The sequence below is a fragment of the Sinomicrobium endophyticum genome (assembly GCF_052983315.1).
Genome location: NZ_JBRKIS010000021.1, coordinates 13,160 through 30,195, shown reverse-complemented (window position 1 = coordinate 30,195; position 17,036 = coordinate 13,160). Strand labels below are relative to the sequence as shown.

At 43.0% G+C, this 17,036-nt stretch carries 11 protein-coding genes; 5 read left to right on the top strand and 6 right to left on the bottom strand.

Translation table 11 applies throughout. The features are described 5' to 3' along the window. Positions 1-29: 29 nt before the first annotated feature. The 6 genes from ACVBDU_RS06810 to ACVBDU_RS06785 form a co-directional block, all read right to left on the bottom strand. Positions 30-437, bottom strand: a complete 408-nt coding sequence (locus ACVBDU_RS06810) for a DoxX family protein (protein WP_447179013.1) — start codon at positions 435-437, stop codon at positions 30-32. 322 nt (positions 438-759) lie between these two features. Continuing rightward, positions 760-2,151, bottom strand: a complete 1,392-nt coding sequence (locus ACVBDU_RS06805) for an exonuclease domain-containing protein (RefSeq protein ID WP_447179012.1) — start codon at positions 2,149-2,151, stop codon at positions 760-762. An 83-nt stretch (positions 2,152-2,234) separates the two neighbouring features. Continuing rightward, complete coding sequence (locus ACVBDU_RS06800) at positions 2,235-3,875, bottom strand: sulfatase family protein (protein ID WP_447179011.1); 1,641 nt, start codon at positions 3,873-3,875, stop codon at positions 2,235-2,237. A 359-nt stretch (positions 3,876-4,234) separates the two neighbouring features. Beyond that, positions 4,235-4,765, bottom strand: coding sequence for a hypothetical protein (locus ACVBDU_RS06795; RefSeq protein ID WP_447179010.1), 531 nt, complete (start codon positions 4,763-4,765; stop codon positions 4,235-4,237). A 297-nt stretch (positions 4,766-5,062) separates the two neighbouring features. Continuing rightward, positions 5,063-5,725: a ribulose-phosphate 3-epimerase gene (gene rpe, locus ACVBDU_RS06790; protein WP_447179009.1), complete on the bottom strand. Its 663-nt coding sequence runs from the start codon at positions 5,723-5,725 to the stop codon at positions 5,063-5,065. A 181-nt stretch (positions 5,726-5,906) separates the two neighbouring features. Next, entirely contained in the window at positions 5,907-6,770 is an 864-nt protein-coding gene (locus tag ACVBDU_RS06785; RefSeq protein WP_072317189.1) for a sigma-70 family RNA polymerase sigma factor, read from the bottom strand. Between the two features lie 210 nt (positions 6,771-6,980). Here ACVBDU_RS06785 and ACVBDU_RS06780 point away from each other — a divergent pair, with 210 nt between their 5' ends. From ACVBDU_RS06780 to ACVBDU_RS06760, 5 genes are all read left to right on the top strand, one after another. Then, positions 6,981-9,746 carry a helix-turn-helix and ligand-binding sensor domain-containing protein gene (locus tag ACVBDU_RS06780; protein ID WP_447179008.1) on the top strand — a complete coding sequence of 922 codons (2,766 nt, stop codon included), beginning with the start codon at positions 6,981-6,983 and terminating at the stop codon, positions 9,744-9,746. 227 nt (positions 9,747-9,973) lie between these two features. Further along, the gene (locus tag ACVBDU_RS06775) at positions 9,974-13,093 is read left to right on the top strand and encodes a SusC/RagA family TonB-linked outer membrane protein (RefSeq protein ID WP_447179007.1); all 3,120 of its coding nucleotides are present in this window, start codon (positions 9,974-9,976) and stop codon (positions 13,091-13,093) included. A 22-nt stretch (positions 13,094-13,115) separates the two neighbouring features. After that, on the top strand, positions 13,116-14,543 hold the full coding sequence (locus ACVBDU_RS06770) for a RagB/SusD family nutrient uptake outer membrane protein (protein ID WP_447179006.1): 1,428 nt from the start codon (positions 13,116-13,118) through the stop codon (positions 14,541-14,543). 91 nt (positions 14,544-14,634) lie between these two features. Then, a complete protein-coding gene (locus ACVBDU_RS06765; protein WP_447179005.1) occupies positions 14,635-16,032 on the top strand; it encodes a glucoamylase family protein in 1,398 nt (465 codons plus the stop codon). Continuing rightward, positions 16,029-17,027 (top strand): metallophosphoesterase, encoded by a 999-nt coding sequence (locus tag ACVBDU_RS06760; protein ID WP_447179004.1) that lies wholly within the window; start codon positions 16,029-16,031, stop codon positions 17,025-17,027. Before ACVBDU_RS06765 ends, ACVBDU_RS06760 begins: the two co-directional genes overlap by 4 nt. The last annotated feature ends 9 nt before the right edge of the window (positions 17,028-17,036 follow it).

Sequence of the window (17,036 nt, the reverse complement as noted above, 5' to 3'; positions counted from 1 at the left end):
TCGCAGTACAACGATCCTGTGCATAAATATTAATTATATCCGGAAAGTGTCCGGTCTACCGAATATTTTCCTCCGCCAAGAATAAAGATCACGACACTTAGAAGCAGAAAAATAAAGGCGATTGCCTTTGAATCAAAGGGGTCGGCTGCGTGAGCAATAAAAAAGGCTACACACATGGTAATAAAGATCGGAATTACAGCAAATCGCGTAAATAACCCTATAGTGACCAGGATACCACAGAAGAATTCTGCAAAAATCACGAGGATCAGGGACAATTCCGAGCCAATACCTATAAAATCTTCAAACATGGGCAGCACATCATCATAAGACATCAGTTTCATACCGCCGTAACGGATAAACAATCCCCCGAAAATAAGTCGGAGGAATAATGTTGCGACATCGGTGTTCAGGGAACGATAGTCAATAAGTTTTTTCATATTTGTCTGGTTTGGTTAAAATTATGTTAGTTAAATGTAGAAATTATTTTTCTATTTTAAACAGACGAAGAAGAAGAATACATTAAAAAATAAATCGGTTTTAGCGCATACCTTTCCTTCCCGGCAATAGAATTTGTACAATAATGCCCTTTTCGGATTATAATACTCCCCGGAATAGATGTATTATTCCCCCGAATAAAGCGGGTGTGTAACGAATGTCTTATACCAATAGATATGTGCCGTATTTTTCACTCCCTTTTGAAGATACTTATCCGGCAGGCTGTTTTTTAAGTTTGGCATGAAGGCCTCCCGGAAAGTTATTTTACAAGTTTCCGCATTCGGAAAGATCCAGGGCAGATATGATGTTATTTTTCGCATTCCGGGTAAGATAAGCGGTAATGATCTGCTGAATATCCCCGTTGTACTTTTGAGGAATAATAAAGTCCCGGAAATTTTCATAATGTTCAATACGTTCTTCTTCGGGTATAAATCCGTACCCGGCATAATTTCCGTTTCGTACCTCAATCAGGGCTTTTTCATCCGGAGTCCTGCCTTTTTCCACAATGAGAAAATTTTCCTGCAGGTCTTTGATGTTTCGCATCGCCTGTTCAACACGTTCATTATAGATTTCCGGTTTTTCCTCTCCCCGGCATATACCCCTGCAATTTTTTAGTTTGTAATGGGAACAGTGCGGGACATTGGTCTGTAATTGGGTAAACTTCGGACAAAGGTCGTATTTCTCACATACCTGTTCCAGGAAAGAAAGACATTCCGTAACCGTATAAAAAACCTTGAGCGGTGCCGGGACCAGTTTAAGCTGGTTATAACCGAGATGGAGTATGCCCCGGCGGTCTGTATATGCCATAATACCGTAGCCTTTTACCGGTTTTTTCTGGGCGGTGTTGAATTTCGGGAAGTGCTGTTTGATCTGTGTGGATTCCCGGATAAGGGCGAGTAGTTCGCTTCCGGTCTCCTCACAATCGATATGCGCGGTTTCCCTGGCCAGGGCTATTTCTTTGGATGTTTTATCGTAAAAATGACCCAGGACCCTTTTTCTGATATTAATGGCCTTTCCCACATAGATAATGGTATCCCTTTCATCCATAAAATAATATATCCCGGGTGTTTCGGGCAGTTTGTCAACTACATTTTTCGGGAGTAAGGGGGGAAGTGTTATTTCTCCCGAACGCGGATTTAACTGTTTGGTAAAGATACCCTGCGTATCGTTTTGAAGCAATTTCTCAAAAAGGATCACCGTGGCATCCGTATCTCCCTTGGCGCGGTGCCTGTCCTGTATTGGTATGCTCAGATGACTGCACAATTTTCCCAGGCTGTACGATTTCAGTCCGGGGAATATTTGTCTGGACAGGCGTACGGTACACAGTTTTTTCCTTCGGAATTCCCCGCCGTTTCTTTGGAATTCCTTACGGATGACATTGTAGTCAAAACCTACATTATGCGCTACGAATATCCTGTCCTGTGTGAGTTGTAATACGGTTTCGGAAATATCCGAAAAGACAGGAGCATCCATAACCATGTCGTTGTCAATTCCCGTTAACCCGGTTACGTATGGAGAGATCGGAACTTCGGGATTGACAAGACTGTGGAATTCTTCCACCAGCGTATTGCCATCGTGTATAGCAATGGCTATTTCGGTAATCCTGTTGGCATCACCACCCAGACCGGTGGTTTCCACATCGACAATGGCATACATCTGATTGTTTTTTGGAAGCTATAAAGATACCAAAAAAACATACTTCCCGGGGTTCGAATCTCCTGTTTAACGATAGGTCTTATCTATTCCATTGGTTCTCCGCGGATGTCGTTAAAGAACTTATAGGCTTTTTCTACCTGCTTTTTGCCCGCATGTTCAAACTCTTCTTCCGTAATACCGTAAACTTTTTGCAGGGAGTCGATAGTTGTCTTTAATTGTTCCCGGATATTACGATATCTCGTGTTGTCATAGATATTTTTGTTTTCCCCCGGATCGGTTTCCAGGTCGTACATTTCCCAGGTGTCAATATCGTCATAAAAATGCATGAGCTTGTAGCGTTTTGTGCGTACACCGTAATGTTTTTTTACCATGTGAAAGTCCGGATAACCATAATAATGATAGTAAATGGCATTCCGGAAATCTTCTTGATCGGCACTGTCTTCTAGAAAAGGACGGAAAGATTTCCCCTGAAGATCCTCCGGTATGGGGGCTCCTGCAAAATCGAGCAGAGTAGAAGCAAAGTCGAGATTCTGGGTTAGGGCGCGGATATCCGTTCTTTCGGATATATGCCCTGGATATTGCATGAGCAATGGCATACGCAGGGATTCCTCATACATAAAACGTTTGTCGAACCAGCCGTGTTCCCCGAGATAGAATCCCTGGTCGGAAGTATAGATAACAATGGTATTTTCCTCCAGGTCGTTTTCCCCCAGGTAATCCAGCACACGCCCTACACTTTCGTCTACCGAGGCTATGGTAGCCATATAATCCTGTAAGTAACGTTGTGCTTTCCATTCGGCCATAGCTTTTCCGGTTAGGTTAGCCCGGTGCATGGCATCGTTTTTCGGCAGGTAAATACTGTCCCAGGTTTTACGTTGTTCGGGAGACATACGGTCAAAATCTGTGGTCCAGGGGTTACTGGCCAGTTCGGTACTTCCTTCGGCAACACTCATTTTAAGGTCATGTCCTTCGTACATGTCCTTGTAAACCGTCATTAACTGTTGCTGTGCGGCAAGTTGTCCTTCGTGTCCGGAAAAATAATTGTCCGGCAACGGAAATTTTACGGAATCGTACATAGCGGCATGGCGAAGCGCGGGCATCCAGTTGCGGTGAGGCGCCTTGTGATGCATCATTACAAAGAAAGGCCGGTCTTCTTTTGCGTTTTTTTGCAACCAGGAAATAGTTTTATCCGTGATGAGGTCTGTGGCGTAACCTGGTGTAACTACAGTATCCTGCCCGTGGATGAATTCCGGGTTGTAGTAGTTTCCCTGGTCATTGAGTATATCCCAGTAATCAAACCCGGTCGGAGCACCGTATAAATGCCATTTGCCGATCATAGCAGTTTGGTATCCTTCTTTTTTCAGGTATTTCGGAAGGGTAGGCTGGTTTCCGTCAAATTTTTCCCCGTTCTTACGGAAACCGTTTTTATGGCTGTGTTTCCCGGTAAGTATTACTGCACGACTGGGGCCACAAATGGAATTGGTACAAAAATTATTGCGGAAAATAGCCCCGTTTCGTGCGATCCGGTCAATATTGGGGGTAGGGGCTATCTGCCCTATGGGATGACCATAAGCGCTAATGGCCTGTTGCGCGTGGTCATCGGCCATGATAAAAATAATATTGGGTCTTTTGGTCTCGGGAGTCTTTTTTTCCTCCTTTTTATTCTTACAGGAAGAAAAGCTGATAATTATACAGAAAAGTAAAAATAACGTTTTGGTATGCATAGCATTTGCTTTCCGGTTAACAGGTATAAAATTAAAAATAAGGGTGGAGATATAAGGTTTGATGCGGGACAGAGTCCGTTCTATTTTGTATGTGTCATTTTAAAGGGTTTATTCTGAAGTGTTTATGTGGTTTTGGAAGAGTTGATGATGAATATGTTTTAACAAACTGATGTAGTGATGATGCATTGGTTTTTAATAAAACCCAGGAAATTCCAATAAGAAATGGATAACATACCGGTATTTTTTATATTACAAAAGCCCGTCTCCGGTGAAAAAGACGGGCTTAAAAAGGGCCTCTTTGTCAAAAAAAGGATGGTAATATCGTATTTCCGGTATTGGAATGTTTACCGATGGAAAGCTTAATCACAATCCAGGCAGGTCCATTCTACGATCCCGGACCCGGATCCGAAACGCTGCATGGCGTATTTTTCTATATCAATCAGAAAGCCAATACCATTTTGATCGGCATTGGTCGTACAACAGCCATTGCAGTCGGTATCCGAACAGAAGTCGTATACGACAGCATCTATTTGCCGGTCTCCCTGTCTTATGCGGAGGGTTTTCAACTTGTATTCATAAGCATCCCGGGAATGCAGGGCGATTATATTGTGCGACGCTACCCAGCTTTCGGGCATAACCCCCGAAACAAAGGCAAACTGGCCGGCCCATTGACAGCCGTTGTATAAAATACATTCGTCGCTTCCCGGGTCCGGGTAGGATTCGAAATTGGTGAGATTGGCCTGGCGCCATACCACTGCCGTGGACAGTTCGGCTCTCGGGTTTACCAATTCCGAATCGGTTTCCATGCCGTTCTGTGCGCAGGAAGTGACAATCAATAGCACAGCAGGAAGAATAATGGCTTTCAGCCGCATGTAAGATAAAGTTTTCATGGTTTCAAAGATTTGGGTCAATAAAACAGTTGGTTGAGTAAAAGGACCGCGAATTCAAAAATTGTTTTTCGCTTTATTAAACACTATTGAAATTAGTGTTTTTGTAAAAAAGTAAGAAATTATTTATACGTATAACATGATTTTAGCAACAGACGGCATAAATTTGAAGACGAAGGTATTTTCTCTTAACCTTAATATATTTATCCTACAAATTTTGTTTTAGTCAAAAAAAACAGGATATATCTGTGCAAAACGGATATATCCTGTAAGTCTTGTAATTATATGTTCCGGACCGGTTTAACTATTGGCCAGTTCTTTCAATTCTTTTATAGTTTGGAGGGGTGTTTCACTTTTGAATACAAAACTTCCTGCAACCAGCACGTCCGCACCGGCATCTATGAGTTGTTTTGCATTTTCGGAAGTAACGCCACCGTCTATTTCTATTTTGGTTGTTGCATTGTTTTTCCGGATGATCTCCTTCAGTTCCGAAACCTTTTTATAGGTATTTTGGATAAACGACTGTCCTCCGAATCCCGGATTGACACTCATAATACATACCATATCGATATCATTGATTATATCTTCCAGCAGGATAACAGGGGTATGCGGGTTCAGGGCTACGCCTGCCATCATACCTTCTGCTTTAATGGCCTGCAGGGTACGGTGGAGGTGGGTACAAGCTTCGTAATGTACGGTAAGATTATCGGCGCCCAGTGCGGCAAAAGTTTTGATGTACCGGTCCGGGTCTACGATCATCAGGTGCACATCTATTGTTTTTTTAGCGTGCTTTTTTATGGCTTCGAGTACAGGCATACCGAAGGATATGTTTGGCACGAATACCCCGTCCATGATATCGATATGAAACCAGTCGGCCTCACTTTTATTAACCATTTCAATATCGCGTTGCAGATTGGCAAAGTCGGCTGCCAGAACGGAAGGGGCTATGAGTTTTTGATCCATTGTTACGTGTTGTCTTTTGTCGAAGCAAAAATAGGAGAAATCTTTGACTTTGGGGAGGAATGGTTATAAAGAAAAAACTCCGGTAATCAGCCGGAGTTCATCCATCAATCAAAAAACGAACAGTTATGATAAACTGTTGTTACCTTCTCGTTGAGCCGCACAGCTGTGCGGCTCTATCGGGTTACCCCAGATAGGTTTTTAATATTTTACTGCGTGAGGTATGTTTCAACCTTCGGATAGCCTTTTCTTTGATCTGGCGAACACGTTCGCGGGTCAGGTCAAAGGTTTCTCCTATTTCTTCCAGGGTCATCGGGTGCTGATCTCCCAGTCCGAAATACAGGCGGATTACATCCGCTTCCCTTGGTGTAAGGGTTTCCAGTGCTCTTTCTATTTCTGTACGAAGCGATTCGTGCAGGAGATCTTTGTCCGGGTTAGGGGACTCTCCGCTACGCAAAACGTCATACAGGTTGGAATCTTCACCTTCTACAAGAGGGGCATCCATAGAAACGTGGCGCCCGGAATTCTTCATAGATTCCTTAACGTCATTTACGGTCATGTCCAGTTCCTTGGCAATTTCTTCGGCAGAAGGAACACGTTCGTGTGCCTGCTCGAGGAATGCATAGGTCTTATTGATCTTGTTTATAGATCCGATCTTGTTCAGGGGCAAACGCACAATACGCGACTGCTCCGCTAATGCCTGTAATATAGACTGGCGAATCCACCAAACTGCGTACGAAATAAATTTAAAACCACGCGTTTCGTCAAAACGCTGCGCGGCTTTAATGAGTCCCAGATTACCTTCGTTAATAAGATCGGGAAGGGTCAACCCCTGATTTTGGTACTGCTTTGCTACGGAAACCACGAAACGCAAGTTAGCTTTTGTCAACTTTTCCAGGGCACGTTGGTCCCCGGCTTTGATTCGCTGTGCCAGTTCTACCTCTTCATCTGCAGTAATTAAGTCAACTTTCCCTATCTCCTGAAGATACTTATCCAGGGAAGCAGTTTCCCTGTTGGTTACCTGCTTCGTAATTTTAAGCTGTCTCATCTAATCTTCTCCTTGATTTTTTTATGTGTATAATTGCTTATGCAGTTGGTTATACGTATTATTGACGTTAAATGTTACAAAAGGTTTAATTTAATTTCCATTATTTTCCGGATTTCATACCTGTTTTAAGTTACAGTTCAGATTTTCAGGCTGTTTCTAACCGCATTGTCCGTTTCCGGAAAATGTAGTTATTAATTATATAGACTAAACATGGGGCGACGTGTTACACCATATTTCCTTTTTTTTATTTGTTTCCTTACGGGTGTCCGGCTTTTTTACGCGCAGCAGGCTGTTCTGCCGGTAAGTAATTTTTCCGTGAATGATTATTATGCGGCTAACCAGAACTGGGATATAACTACCGATGACAACGGCCTCACTTTTGTGGCAAATCACCAGGGATTGCTCGTTTTTAACGGACAATACTGGAAGTTATACACATTGCCTAATAATACCATTATACGATCGGTATACCAGGACGGAGACAGAGTGTATACCGGATCGTATGAAGAGTTCGGATACTGGGAGAAAAACGAACTCGGAGAGTTTGAATATGTTTCGTTAACCTCGCAGGTAGATGTGGCCCATGAATTCCGGAACGAAGAATTCTGGGAAATTACCAGGTGGGGAGAAAATATTGTATTCCGTTCCTTTGCTACGGTGTATATCTATAACGGGGAAAAGATAACCGTACTGAATCCCGGTTTTATAATAACGAAGGTAATGCCATACGGGGAATCCCTCATATTGGGGGAGAATACCGGCAGGGTACATCGCTATACGGAAAAAGACGGACTGATACCACTGCCTGAAACCGAAAACATAGGTAATCCCGTAGCCGATATTGTTGCAGACGGGGATAAACTTATAATTGGAACGAAATCTGCCGGGTGCTTCAGTTATGATTTCGAGTATCATAAACTCCAGCGATGGGACCAGGCCATAAATGAGATGCTTTCCGCATATGAACTCAATAAGATCTGCATTGTGGGGGAAAACCGCATTGCTTTCGGTACCATAAAGAACGGTGTTATTATTTATAACAGGACTACCCGGACGAGCCAGTACATCAACAGGCACCTGGGACTGCAGAATAATACGGTGCTGGGGGTTGATGTCCGCGGAGATAAACTCTGGCTGGCGCTGGACAATGGGGTAGACGTAGTCAAAGTAAATTCGGAATTTTCCTTTTTTAAAGATGATACCGGGGAACTGGGTACCGTCTACGATATTGCTTTCTATAACAACACTGTTTATATGGGAAGCAATACCGGGGTATATTATTTCAAAGGAGATAAAATGGTTTTCCTGGAAAACTCCCAGGGGCATGTATGGGACCTGGAAGTGGTTAACGGCAGATTGCTTTGCGGCCATAATTCGGGCACTTATGATATAAGCAATAATACATTTGACCGGATCTCTGATTTTTCCGGGGGCTACGCTATACGCAGCGTGCCAGGCAAGGAGAATACTTTCATACAATGCACTTATGTGGGGCTGGTGGTATATGTCTATGGCAAGGAAGGTTGGGAAGTGAGCCGGGTAGAAGATATAAATTTTCCGATAGACAATATTGTTTTTGAAAATCGACATACCGTATGGGCATCGCATCCGTACAAAGGTTTTTTTCGTATCCGGTTTGGTGATGACTACAAGAAGGTAATAGCTGTCCGTGAGTTTGACCAGGGTGAATTAAAGAGCCTGAGAACGCAGGTGTTCCGGGTGGGGAACGATATAGCTTTGTATAATGCAGGAGAATGGTACTCCTATAATCCGGTTAAAAAAACTCTGGAAGCATTTATTCCTTTTGAAAAATACAAGGACAAAAAATTGCTCTACCAGGACGGAGGGCATTTCTGGTTTACGGATACCGGAAAGAACGGGGTGATCTATACCGACCTGGTGAAAGATACGGTTATTGTACAGCGGGAACTGGGGAGGAGGCTGACCCCTCTGTTTGAAAAAGTGGTGAAGCGGAACGACTCCCTTTATTATTTTACCCTGAACGACGGTTTTGCCGAATTCAATTTTCACAAATACAGGCAATGGCACAATCAGCCACTAACCGTAACGGACAAGGTGCGGATAGACCATGTGGAAACAGGAGATTCTCTCTATGCTTTTTCCCGGAATCCGGGAATAGCTTTTCGCAATGCCGGAAACATTCGCTTTTCCGTATATTATCCCAACCATTTCGGCCAGGATTTTCAATATCGTTTAACCGGACCTCTTACCCAGGAAGGCAGGGTAGGGAACGGGGCGATAACATTACAAAACCTGGCATACGGAGATTACAGGCTAGATGTTTCGCCCGTGTCTTTTGATATGAACAGCCCGGTTACACTCCATTATAATTTTCGCATACATCCTCCCTGGTATTTGTCCCCGGCCATGAAGGTTATATATCTTCTGTTGTTTTTTGCCATAATATACCTGTTTTTCCTGTGGAACAAAAGGCTTATTAAAGATCATCAGCGTAAACTCACCAGGCGGATGTACCGGGAAAGCCAGAGAAAAATGGAACTTCTGGAACGGCAAAACCTGGAAAAGGAAGTGAAATTGAAAAGGAAAGAACTGATGAACTCTACCCTGATGATCAGTAAAAAAAATGAGCTTCTTCTGGAGATCCAGAACGAATTGCGGCGTATACGAAAAGATAATGTCAACGAATACCGGGTGAAAAGCCTTATTGCCAGAACTACAGAAGCCATACACAACCAGGAAGACTGGCAGGTTTTCGAAACGAATTTTAACGAACTGCACGACGACTTTTTTAAGAGACTGGTACAGCGCTATCCGAAATTAACTTCCAAAGACATGAAACTGTGCGGTTACCTGAAAATGAATCTCACATCCAAAGAAATAGCACCCTTAATGGGGATTACTTCCAGGGGAGTGGAGATACACCGGTATCGCCTTCGTAAAAAACTCGAACTGGAAAAAGATCAGGATTTGGTAAAATTTCTGTTTGTTGTTTAGTTTTTTAATAATAAACAACCCTTAAATTTGATATAAAACAACTCATCATCCCTACATCAATATGTTAAAATTTTAGGAATCAGGTAATTTTGGTGTGCTTGTAATGTGTTGGTTATTAGTATTTTGTATTGGATTCTATTATTTAGTCATTTGATGTAGCCCTACTACTACAATTAAAAACTCCGGGAGTCTCTAATTTTATCTTCGACTAAATCAAATCTTTTATTATGAAGGTAAAATTGTTTTGGCTTATATGTTTTATAGCCATATTTCCTGCAGGAGTTTATGCGCAGGAAACGATAAGCGGTAAAGTTATCGATGCCGATAATCAACCGTTGCCAGGTGCCAATATTTTAGTGGAAGGCACCAACAGGTATGCGGTATCCGATTTCGACGGGAATTTTAGTGTCGAAGCTTCTTCCGGGGAGGTGTTACAGGTAACCTATGTAGGGTTTCAGTCCCGGCAAATAACCGTTGGAGATGACGATACACTTACCATTACACTACAGGAAGATACTTCCGAACTGGACGAAGTAATAGTTGTGGGATATGGTACGCAGAAAAAAGGGGATATCACCGGAGCGGTAGCATCCATAAAAGCTGAAGATATTGTTAAACAGCCTGCACTTACCGCCGTACAATCCATACAGGGTAAGGTAGCGGGGGTGAACATAATATCGAGTGATGCCCCGGGTTCTACACCTACGGTAATGGTTCGTGGTCTCGGAACGGCAGAAGGAGGGAGAGCACCTTTTTATGTGGTAGACGGACAACCTACACAGGATATACGAAGTATTAACCCGTCAGACATAGAATCCATTGATTTTCTTAAAGGAGCTTCCTATGCAAATATTTATGGTATCCGTGCAGCTAACGGAGTTATTCTGATAACCACTAAAAAAGGTAAAAAAGGAAAAACGGTCATTAATGCGGATTCCTTTTACGGTATCAAGAGTACATTGAACAGGGTAGACATGGCTGATGCCGATCAGTACGTAACTTATTTCAATGAAGAAAGTACGTCGCTGGATGGATTTTTATTACAGGATAATCAGCGATTCAATACGGATTGGTATGACGAATTATTACAATTAGGTAGCATCAACAGTAATAGTTTTTCCATTTCCGGAGCAGGAGAAGCGATAGATTATTTTTTCAGTTATAATTTTTACCAGGAAGAGGGTATATTGAAAGACAATAAATACAACAGGGGAACAATAAGAAATAATAACACTTACCATCTGTTTGACGATAAATTCAGAGTTACCCAGAATATCAATATAACCTATACCAATGAATCACCCAAACCCTTTGGAGCCTTTAATAATGCGTATCGCCAATCCCCGTTGGTGCCTGTATATTACGACAATGGGAGGTTCGGGCAGTCTTATGTAAACCAAACTACCGGAATGGTCACTTATGAGTCCGGTCCGGGAGAATCCGTAGGAAGACTGTATCCGCATGGTAATCCGGTGGCGGATGTGTATTATCAGGATCAGGACATTAACACCACCACGTTGCAGGGACAAATTACAGCGGAATTGGACATCACAGAAGACCTGACCGCAACAGGACGATTCGGAGCAACAAAATTCTATTCTAAGAATAATGCATATAACCCGATAAGAGAGCGATGGCTCAATGCAGATCCCAGAAGGACGGTAGAGCAGTTTGAGGCCGGAAGAGACCCGGACCTGCATGATGAACAGATATCCACTGAATATGCAAATAACTCGTACCGGGTTATCGATGAAGAATATTACAGATGGAATATAGAAGGGTTTCTGACCTATACCAAAGCTTTTGACGACCATAGTTTGTCTGCTACAGCAGGATTGAGCAGGGAAAATTATGGGGGAAGAGAGAAATTAAATGCCCTGGCATATGACGTGTTTGAAGAAAAAAGATTAAGGAGCATCGGAAGAAAAACATCTTCTCTTTTTGATAATACCATTGACCAGGAATTCAATCAATCCACTAATTTACAATCGTATTTTGCACGGGTAGAATATGATTATGCTAAAAAATATTTTGTAAGGGCGGTATTACGAAGAGATGGGACCAGTGATTTCGTTACCGGCGATAATTTCTTTGAAAACTTTCCTGCCGTAAGTTTGGGGTGGACTATTTCCAAAGAAAATTTTTTAAAAGAAAGCACATTTCTCAATCACTTAAAACTTTTCGCGGGCTGGGGTAAACTGGGTAACGCAAGTGTACCTATTAATATCCAGCAAGTAGAAACTAACTCCGGTAGTGGAAATCAGAACTATGTTTTCGGGCCTACACAAAGCCTGATACTCGGAGCTTCTTTCGGTAGTCCGGTGGTTCCCCTGCAATGGGAGATTACCGAAGAATGGGAAGCCGGTTTTGATTTTGAGCTTTTTGACAGAAAGTTATCCGGTACACTGGATTATTACAACAGGAAAAACACCAATGCCATAGTCAATGTACAAAACACATTAAATTCTCAGGCAGAAGGTAATTTCCTGGCTCATGCCGCTGAAGTTTCCAATGCAGGGATCGAAGCATTGATTAACTGGCGGGATGCTATAAATGAGAACTTCAGTTATAATGTGAGTGTTAACTTTTCTACCAACCGGAACCGGGTAGAAAACGTAACTACCGGATATGATGGTGCCACAGGCGGGAGTCTGGGGAACGGACAAATCACCAAAAGGCTGAAGGAAGGAGAATCCTTATTTGCCTGGTGGATGTATGAAGCCGATGGTGTATGGCAGAACCAGGAAGAAATTGATAATAATCCTTCAATAGGAGGTGCTGCTCCCGGACATTTGAGATATAAAGATCAAAACGGAGATGGCGTAATTGACGACAGAGATAAAAAATACTTTGGCTCTTATATGCCTACATTCAATTATGGTGTAAGTATAGGAGTGCAGTATAAGAAGTTTGATATTAGTATTGACGGTTTTGGTTTAGGAGGTAATAAAGTATATAACGGACTGGCAAATACCAGGCTGGGCGGAGAGAATATAACCGTCGAAACATTTGAAAACCGGTGGACAGGAGAAGGGTCAACCAATACACATCCCGGCGCTTACAGGGATGCCATTGCTTCTTCGTACTGGCTGGAGGACGGTGATTTTTTCAGGATTAATAATATTACTTTGGGATATTCCTTTGAAGATCTGACCTTCTTTAGCCGGGTGAGGTTTTATGTAACTGCTCAAAACCCGTTCATGTTTACCAATTATTCCGGATTTACCCCGGAACTTAACCGAAGTGCGGATAATGAATACGGAGATCCTACGGGGACTACAGGAGTAGAACTGTCTGCCTACCCAACGACCCGGACTTTTATTTTCGGAGTAAATCTACAGTTGTAACAAAGCATTAAAAATATATACTATGAATCTCAAAGATAAATATTTGTCAGGTTGTTATTTGATGATTCTTCTTCTGTTCGTCGGTTGTGACGACTTTGTTGAAGAAGTGGAAGTAGTTGATCCCACTGCAGAAGAAAGCGGGGAAATATTTGAACCGGTACAGTTTGTCACCGGTGTATACGGAATGCATACCGACTGGGATTATGCATTTTCCTATCTGGGAATTACGGAGATCATTTCGGATAATGCCGACAAAGGGAGCTCTCCTACGGATACAGGAACAGATAAGCATCTTTTGGACGGATTGGAGCATACAGCTTCGACCCCTTCTATAAGAAGTATGTGGACAAAGTGGTATAAAACTATCGGAAGAGCAAGCCTGGCCATTGAATATACCGAAGAATTCGAAATGACAAACGAGAATCTGAGAGCACGTCTTATCGGCGAATGTAAGTTTTTAAGAGCCCTTAATTATTTTTGGCTGGTACGTTCTTTCGGAGATATACCATTACAACATATTGACCTCATAGAAAGGGTGCCGGTAGAAGAAGCTTACGCTTTTATAGAGCAGGATTTACTGGAGGCTATTGAAGTTTTACCTCTGAAAAGCGAATATTCATCTTCGGATTTGGGAAGAGCAACACAGGGTGCTGCCCAATCTTTGCTTGCTAAAGTATATCTATATCAGGAGAAATGGCAGGAATCCGCAGATATGGCACAAAATGTTATTAATTCCGGAGAATATGGCTTGGAAGAAGATTATGCCACTGTATGGAGAGCCTCGACGGAAAATGGCAGAGAATCCGTTTTTGAAATACAGGCCAGAGGAGATATAATAGCACATGGTGTACAGCAGTATTCTCAAACGCAGGGAGCATCCGGTCCCAGTGGCTGGGGCTGGGGATTTAATACACCGTCCGAAGATTTGTTGAATGCTTTTAATGAAGAAGGGGATGCCATCCGGAGAGATGCCACGATTATATTTCCCGGAGAAACATTGTGGGACGGCAGAGAAGTAGACGAGGCTGTACAAAATCCCAGGTATAATGAAAAAGCTTACTCCAGTGCAAATGCAGGTAATAATGATACGGATAAAAATATACGGGTCATCAGATTTGCAGAAGTTCTTCTTATCCGTGCCGAAGCTTTAAACGAACTCGGACAGTCTTCCGATGCCCTGACACCACTTAACGAGGTTCGTCAGAGGGTTGCATTGGGAGAAATATCTGCAACAGACCAGGCAGAATTAAGAGAACTTATCTGGAAAGAAAGACGCCTGGAACTGGCCATGGAGCACGATCGCTGGTTTGACCTGATCCGTACGGGGCAGGCAGGGGAAGTAATGAGGGCGCACGGAAAACCTTTTGAGGATGGAAAACATGAATTGTTTCCGATACCCAATGACCAGCTTATTCAGACTCCTGAGATGGTACAAAATCCCGGATGGTAAAGGATTAACCCCGTATTTTCAATGAAAATAATTTTGAAGGCAGTCAAAAACGAAATTTTATTTAAAACTTAAACCGGATAAACCGTTAACAATGCGAATTTTAATATTTATTTTAAGTATATTTTTTTTTACGAATTGTAATACTAAACATCCGTCTTCGGACAAAGAATCCCATGAAGTAACGGAAGGAGGACAAAGCAAGGAAGAAGACACAAAAGAGCCGGAAGATGAGGAGATACTGGATATTGTCCAAAAACAAACCCTCAAATATTTCTGGGAGTATGCGGAACCCAATTCCGGCATGGCCCGTGAGCGCTATCATCCGGATGGAGATTATCCCAAAAACGATGCACACATTGTCACTACAGGAGGTTCCGGTTTTGGACTAATGGCTATTGTAACCGGTATGGAGAGAGGTTTTATTCCACGGGAAGAAGGGGTTAAGCGTTTGCGTAAAATTGCCGGTTTTCTGGCGGCAACCAAGCGTTATCACGGCGCCTGGCCGCATTGGATAAATGGAGAAACAGGGGAAACACAATCTTTTAGCAATAAAGATGACGGAGGAGATATTGTGGAAACCTCATTTCTGGCACAAGGTTTTATAGTGGTCAGCGAATATCTTAAAAACGGAAATGAAGAGGAAAAAGCGGTAGCTCAAAAATACGATGAACTTTGGAAAGGGATCGACTGGAATTGGTATACCAACGGCAAAGACGGTATTTTCTGGCATTGGTCGCCCGAATATGAATTTGAGAAAAATTTCAAGATCCAAGGCTACAACGAGTGTTTGATCACTTATATCATGGCCGCTTCTTCGCCTGATCATGCCATTGATCCGGAAGTTTATCACAAAGGCTGGGCAAGGAACGGAAATATTACCACCGATGAAAAAGCCTACGATTTACCACTTATCCTGAAACACAATACCGTTGGTGATAAAGGTGGACCACTTTTCTGGGCACATTATTCCTATTTGGGATTAAACCCGAAAAACCTTCAGGATAAATATGCCAACTACTGGGATCTGAATGTAAACCATGCAAAGATCAATTATAATTACTGTGTGGAAAACCCGGATCATTCCCAAACATATAGCCGGGAATCCTGGGGATTAACAGCCAGTTATTCCAGAAATGAAGACAATAGTATCGGGTATACGGCGCATTCCCCCGATCATGATAAAGGAGTGGTTTCTCCCACAGCAGCGGTGAGTTCCATACCGTATACCCCGGAAGAATCCCTGCGGGCCATTCGCTATTTTTATACGGATCTGACCGATCTCGTCTGGGGTCCGGCCGGTTTTTACGACGCCTTTAGCCTGGATGGAGAACCCTGGGTAGCGGATAAATACCTGGCCATAGACCAGGGTCCGATAATCGTTATGATAGAAAATTACCGCAGCGGTTTGATATGGAACCTGTTCATGCGGAACGAAGATGTACAAAACGGGCTGAAGAAACTAGGCTTTACAAGTCCGCATATACCATGAAAATAATCACTAAATACTGGTTTTTCAGCATACTCATACTTCATATGATGTCCTGCAATTCCGAAAGTCAGAAAGTGCGTGTTGTATTATTGCCCGATACCCAGACCTATGCGGAAAAATACCCTGAGATACTCCGTACACAATTAGAGTGGATAGCCAATAATGCCGGGAAAACAGACCTGGTCATACAACAGGGAGACCTTACCCAGAACAACAGCAAAGAAGAATGGGAGACTGTCCAGCAGGCATTCCGTATGCTGGACGGCAAAGTTCCCTATGTACTTGCGGTAGGCAATCACGATATGGGCAGCGCCCCGGGAAAATTTGCCGATGTGAGGAATACTACATTGTTCAACGAGTATTTCTCTTATTCCCGAATGTCAAAACTTCCGGGTTTCGGGGGCAGTTTTAAACCGGATACTATGGATAATACCTGGTACACGCTCCAAACCGGAAAAGTGAAATGGCTGGTACTCTCCCTGGAATTCGGTCCGAGGAACAAGGTGCTGGAATGGGCGGGAAGGGTCATTGAAGAACACTCCGATCATCTGGTTATCATCAATACCCATAGCTATATGTATGCTGACAATACCCGGCAGGGAGAAGGGGACGATTGGCGTCCGCAGGCATATGGCGTAGGAGAGGATACGGGAGAAGATGCGGTAAATGACGGGGAAGATATCTGGCAGAAACTGGTAAAACGATATCCAAATGTGAGGTTTGTCTTTTCCGGGCATGTCCTTCATGCCGGGGTAGGTACATTGGTCAGTATCAATGACGAGGGCTACCCGGTCTACCAGATGCTGGCCAATTACCAGGAAGGCGTTCAGGGTTCGGAAAAAGGAGGGAGCGGCTGGTTGCGTATCCTGGATATGGATTTAAAGGAAGGCACCATCGAAGTAAACACCTATTCTCCTTATCTCGAAAAGTATATGGAAGACCCGGCACATCACTTCAGGATAAAAAATGTGCTTTTCGCTCTGGAAGGGCAATAACCTTTGCAT

Coding starts and splice junctions, on each gene's coding strand:
- ACVBDU_RS06800 (WP_447179011.1), bottom strand. CDS start 3,875: ATGCATACCAAAACGTTATTTTTACTTTTCTGTATAATTATCAGCTTT.
- ACVBDU_RS06805 (WP_447179012.1), bottom strand. CDS start 2,151: ATGTATGCCATTGTCGATGTGGAAACCACCGGTCTGGGTGGTGATGCC.
- ACVBDU_RS06765 (WP_447179005.1), top strand. CDS start 14,635: ATGCGAATTTTAATATTTATTTTAAGTATATTTTTTTTTACGAATTGT.
- ACVBDU_RS06785 (WP_072317189.1), bottom strand. CDS start 6,770: ATGAGACAGCTTAAAATTACGAAGCAGGTAACCAACAGGGAAACTGCT.
- ACVBDU_RS06760 (WP_447179004.1), top strand. CDS start 16,029: ATGAAAATAATCACTAAATACTGGTTTTTCAGCATACTCATACTTCAT.
- ACVBDU_RS06770 (WP_447179006.1), top strand. CDS start 13,116: ATGAATCTCAAAGATAAATATTTGTCAGGTTGTTATTTGATGATTCTT.
- ACVBDU_RS06775 (WP_447179007.1), top strand. CDS start 9,974: ATGAAGGTAAAATTGTTTTGGCTTATATGTTTTATAGCCATATTTCCT.
- ACVBDU_RS06810 (WP_447179013.1), bottom strand. CDS start 437: ATGAAAAAACTTATTGACTATCGTTCCCTGAACACCGATGTCGCAACA.
- ACVBDU_RS06795 (WP_447179010.1), bottom strand. CDS start 4,765: ATGAAAACTTTATCTTACATGCGGCTGAAAGCCATTATTCTTCCTGCT.
- rpe (WP_447179009.1), bottom strand. CDS start 5,725: ATGGATCAAAAACTCATAGCCCCTTCCGTTCTGGCAGCCGACTTTGCC.
- ACVBDU_RS06780 (WP_447179008.1), top strand. CDS start 6,981: ATGGGGCGACGTGTTACACCATATTTCCTTTTTTTTATTTGTTTCCTT.